The sequence below is a fragment of the Halomonas sp. BC1 genome, from assembly GCF_002078135.1.
Taxonomy (GTDB): domain Bacteria; phylum Pseudomonadota; class Gammaproteobacteria; order Pseudomonadales; family Halomonadaceae; genus Vreelandella; species Vreelandella stevensii.
The window spans coordinates 71,012-76,211 of record NZ_LFGS01000007.1 but is presented as its reverse complement, the minus strand read 5'-3'; the positions used below and the strand labels follow the sequence as shown (position 1 = coordinate 76,211).

3 protein-coding genes are annotated in these 5,200 nt (G+C 52.8%); all 3 read right to left on the bottom strand.

The features are described 5' to 3' along the window. Positions 1-104: 104 nt before the first annotated feature. Positions 105-1,010 carry a response regulator gene (locus B7L72_RS07025; RefSeq protein ID WP_081193442.1) on the bottom strand — a complete coding sequence of 302 codons (906 nt, stop codon included), beginning with the start codon at positions 1,008-1,010 and terminating at the stop codon, positions 105-107. Next, entirely contained in the window at positions 1,007-4,354 is a 3,348-nt protein-coding gene (locus B7L72_RS07020) for a hybrid sensor histidine kinase/response regulator (protein WP_081193440.1), read from the bottom strand. Before B7L72_RS07020 ends, B7L72_RS07025 begins: the two co-directional genes overlap by 4 nt. Before the next feature lie 199 nt (positions 4,355-4,553). After that, positions 4,554-5,200, bottom strand: a 647-nt coding sequence (locus B7L72_RS07015) for an IS630 family transposase (RefSeq protein WP_176212848.1), incomplete at its 5' end; no start/stop codon positions are given.

The following is a 5,200-nucleotide window of genomic DNA, read 5'->3' as shown; positions in this document are numbered from 1 at the left end:
TTACCGGAACGAAGCCAACTTCATTGCCATGATCTACCTGATTGGCAGCTCGGTGGGCCGCCTGTTCGATCAGGCCAAATCCACGTGAAGTGACGAAGAACCGATTAAATCCGGGTCAAGCAGTGAAAGGCCATGGCAGCGGCGGAAGTGCGGTTTTCAACACCCAATTTACGGAATATCTGCTCCAGATGCTTGTTGACCGTGCGTGGGCTTAAGTCGAGTATCTGGCCAATTTCACGGTTGGTTTTGCCTTGGGCAATCCATAACAGTACCTGCGACTCTCGGGTGGTCAGGCGTAGCTGTACCTGTAGTAACTGACTCTCTCCTTCACCGTCGTTGTTCAGTAGGCGAAACAGGTACTCCTGATGCTCGGTTGTGCCCAAGTAACGCAGCCGGAACTCGCCAGTAGCGAGGTGTAGAGAGAGTTGGCTTCCTGGTTCTGGTGAGCGGGAAAGCCAGTTTTGTATCTGTTGGGTTGCCGCGCTACGCATTTCCTGGGGTGGCCCCACTGCTTCCAGGTACTGGCTGACTTGAGGTGTTGACCACAGCCAATGACCACTTAGGTTGGTAGCAAATACCGATTGGCCTAATTTATCCAGGGCGGAGTGCGCGCTTTGTGTCATTCGTGCGTTAGCAAGGTGCACCCGAATACGGGCTACCAACTCATCGGTACGTATCGGTTTGGTTACGTAATCGACCCCTCCTGCTTCCAGGCCGTGTACAACATCTTCGGCATCAGTCAGGCCGGTCATGAAGATGACTGGAATCGTTGCGAGTGCTGGTTGCTGTTTGAGCAGGCGACAGGTATCAAAGCCATTCAACTCCGGCATCAGTGCGTCCAGAAGAATCAGGTCAGGTGTCATTTTTTCAGCAATCTCAATGGCCTGCTGGCCGTCGAGTGCTAGCAGGGCATTCATCCCTGCTTGATCCAGCGCATGGTGCACCATACCAAGGGACTCAGGAGAATCATCCACCACCAGAATAAGGTCTTTGCGTTGCAGAAGTGTCATGGTGCTGCCTCTAGAAGTTGGACCACACGTTTGAAATCCAGGTGTTTCAATAGGCTGTTGAGCTGCAAAGCGAGCGCGGGTGCTATCGAACCCTGTTCAGTTGCCATAGATAAGCGGCTCTGTAATCCAGACAAGTGGCCTATTTCTGCCAGGGCTATCAGTTCGTCTCGTAGTCCCTCAGGCAGTCGGCAGGCGGAAGTGGCAATGCGCTCTTGTTGTTCATTGGCAGTGCACCATGACAGCTGTAATTGAGTAGCCAGCATATCGAGTAGTACGGAGTACTTGAAGGGCTTGACCAGGTAGTCGTTGTGTGGGGCGTTTGAGTGATGTATGAGGCTGTTTTCACGGGCATTTGCCGATAGCATGACGATCGGGCCTGTATAGTGCTGTAAGCGTAATTGATGTGCTGTTTCCCATCCGTCCAGCGTTGGCATGGATACATCGAGAAGAACGAGAGCAGGAGGGCTCTGCTGCACCAGGTGCAGGGTCGTTTCTCCATCGGGGGCTTCCATAATCTGAAATCCTAGCGGCGATAGCATGTCGCTGATCAAGCCCCGGTGTGAGGGGTCATCATCGGTCACCAACAGTCGGAGCCTGGGGCCGCGGTAGCCGATGACAGGGTGATGGGGACGCTGTTTGGGGGGCACTTCCGGCAGGGCACTCGATAGCATCAGGCTGAGGCGGAACTCACTACCTACCTGGGGTTTACTGGTGACCTGGAGATCCCCACCCATGATTTCAGTGAGTAGCTTGGTGATCGTTAATCCAAGGCCTGTGCCGTGAACGGCAGGTACGCCAGGTTTGCGAACGCGCTCGAACGGTCGGAATATACGGGTAATATCGGTCTCATCAATGCCGACGCCAGTATCACTGATAGTGAACTCTGCCACTTGGTTGCGATAGCGTACGTTGAGCGTAACCTGCCCCTGGTTTGTGAACTTGATGGCGTTGGAGAGCAGGTTGATCAGGATTTGGCGCAAGCGTTTTTCGTCAGTATGTACCCACTCGGGTATGTGCCCTCGATCATGGAAAACAAACTGAATGCCTTTCTCTTCTGCCTGAAGCTGAAACATGGATACCAGCTCTTCAATCAGTACCCGTAAGCGTATTCGGTTACGATACAGCTCCAGTCGACCAGCCTCGATTTTGGATATTTCCAATAGCCCTTCGATAAGGTCGGAAAGATGCTCGGTACTCCGGCGAATGGTGGAAACAGACTCACGCCGTTCTACGGGAATGAGTGGATCCTTCTCTAATAGTTGGGCATAACCGAAGGCAGCATTGAGAGGAGAGCGCAGTTCGTGGCTTAAGCCCGTTAAGTAACGACTCTTGGCCTGGTTAGCTGCTTCGGCTAACTCCTTGGCCTGCTGCAGTTCGCGGTCAGTTTTTTCATGAGCCTCTATCTCAGCGAGCAGCATGCGGGTTTGGCGATGCGACTCCTCCTGAGCGACGACGCGGCTTTCATGTGCCAGAACGAACAGCCAGGAAATCACACCACTGATAATCACCAGAATTGCAAAAATTTGTGCCAGGGTGGCAGCGATCAGTTTGTGAGTGGCATCACTGACATCGGGGAGTTGATAGTAAACCAGTGTCAAAAAACCAGCAATAATCAGACTTACCAGCAGCAATAAGGCAAGAAAGTGGCCGAGGCGTGTGTTAAGGGGGGGAAGGATGCGCTTCAATGGACTGCTTTCCAGCCATATTCCTAATTGCTGTGGAAAGGACGAGTTGGTTTTGCAAGCATCATTACAGCGTGCATCCAAAGAGCAACAGAGAGAGCAGATGGCGCCATTATAAGCTGGGCAGAAGGCCATATCCTCGATATCGAACTGATGTTCGCAAATGATGCAGGCTTTGCCCGTTAGCGTTTGGTTTGACTCGGGGGTGCGAGCGATGTAATAGCGCCCCTTGGTCAATAGGGCAATACTGGGTGAGACGATAAAGGCTACCAACAGAGCCAGGAAGGAAGCCAGCGCTGCTACTGTCTCACCCCATAACCCGGCACTTGCAGCCAGAGCAACGATGGTAGCGATAATGACAGCACCAAATCCCACTGGATTGATGTCATACAGATAAGCACGCTTAAACTCAATATATCGAGGGCTTAAGCCCAGGGGCTTGTTAACGACCAGATCTGCGACCAGGGCACCGATCCAGGCCATGGCAATCATTGAGTAATGGGAAAGAATGACCTCAAATGCCCGGTAGATACCAATTTCCATCAGTACGAGAGCAATCATGACATTGAAAACCAGCCAGACAACGCGCCCAGGGTGGCTATGGGTCAGGCGGGAGAAGAAGTTTGACCATGCAATAGAGCCTGCATAAGCATTGGTGACGTTGATTTTGAGCTGCGAGAGAATGACGAAGATACCTGCCAGGGCCATCAGTGTCGCTGGGTGGCTGGTGATATAACTGAAGGCGACCATATACATATGCATCGGTTCTTGGGAAAGCTCTGCCGATAGTCCATGCTCAAGGGCCAGGACTGCCAGAAAGGAGCCGAGCAGTATTTTTATCGCGCCTACCACGATCCAGCCAGGGCCGCCGGATAACATGGCCAACCACCACTTGATCCGTTCTTTGGGTTTTGGTTCGGGAAGAAAACGCAGGTAATCCACCTGCTCACCGATTTGGGCAATAAGCGCAAACATGATGGTTGCTGCTGCGCCAAATAACAATATATCAAAACTGTTGTCCCCTTGGATTGGAGTGTTGAAATCCAACCAGCGAGGCAAGGAGTGGGGATCCTGCAGCAGAATAAAGATAAAGGGGGCCAGTTGCAGTAAGACCCATATGGGTTGCGTCCAGGTCTGGAAGCGGCTGATATAGGTAAAGCCATGGGTCACGATAGGAATCACGATCACGGAACTGATCAGATAACCCAAGGTAAGCGGAATGCCAAACAGAATGTCCAGCGCCATGGCCATGATGGCCGCTTCCAGCGCGAAGAAAATGAAGGTGAAGGTAGCATAGATCAGGGAGGTCAGCGTTGATCCAAGGTAACCGAAACCAGCGCCACGGGTTAACAGGTCAATGTCGACACTATACCGGGCAGCATAATAGCTGATGGGTATGCCCAGCAGAAACGTTACCAGACTGACGGTCAGGATGGCGGTGAGGGCGTTGGTAATACCATAATTGAGGGTGATGGTGGCACCAAGCACCTCAAGTGCCAGGAAGGAGATGGTCCCCAGAGCCGTTAGTGCGACCCGATGATAGCTCCAGCGGCGAGCCGACTTTCCTGTATAACGTAACGCAAAATCTTCCAGTGTTTGGTTGGCAACCCACTGATTGTAATCACGTCGAACAGGAAAAATACGTTGTTTGGTCGTTGTCATGTCTGGCCTTGTACGGGCGTTGACAGGTAAGGCTTCTCTTGCCTTATTATTAACCCGGCAATAAAATAGCTATGATGCGGCGTATTGGATTGACGGGGCTTTGAAGTATTTCGCGACTCGCATCGGGAGCTTCTGAAGCTTCCGCAGGTGAGACATCGCCTTCCTCTTCAGCTGGTCTCTGCTGTGTGCCGGAGTACCGCTATGTACGTCGGCTTTGAGGTCGCAGTTCAGAGTTCAGATACTCATCTGGGTTCAACTCCGGCGAGTAGGGTGGAAGGTAGAACACCTCAATCTCATCCCGATGCTCTGCCAGCCAGGCCTTGACGATCTTGGCGTGATGGACCTTGAGGTTGTCCAGGATCAGGAAGACCTTCCGCTTGGCATCACGAATCAAGCGCTTCATGAAGTCGATCAGAATTTTCGCATTCATGGTGCCGTCAAAAAACCGGAACCGTACCTTGCCCTGGTTGGTGACGGCGGAAATGAGGTTGATCGTCGCCCTTCTCGCATTGAGCCGGAGGACGGGTGTGACGCCTTGAGGTGAGTAGCCACGCACATGCTGGCTATCGCTACGTAACCCGGTCTCATCGCCCCAGTAAATCTCGGCATCTTCGGCCTTGGCACGGTCATGAATGGTTGGATAGTCCTCCTCCAGCCAACGCTTCACTTCGGCTGGACGCTGCTCGTAGGCCTGCTTCTTGGGCTTCTGAACGGTGAACCCCCAGCGTTTCAGATATTCGCCGATGGTGCGAATGGGCACCCACTTCCCGGTTTCCAGCTTGATCAACTCCTGGACGGCCTTGCGCGTCCACAGGGCATACTGCAGCTTCAGCTGGTCAGGTGTCC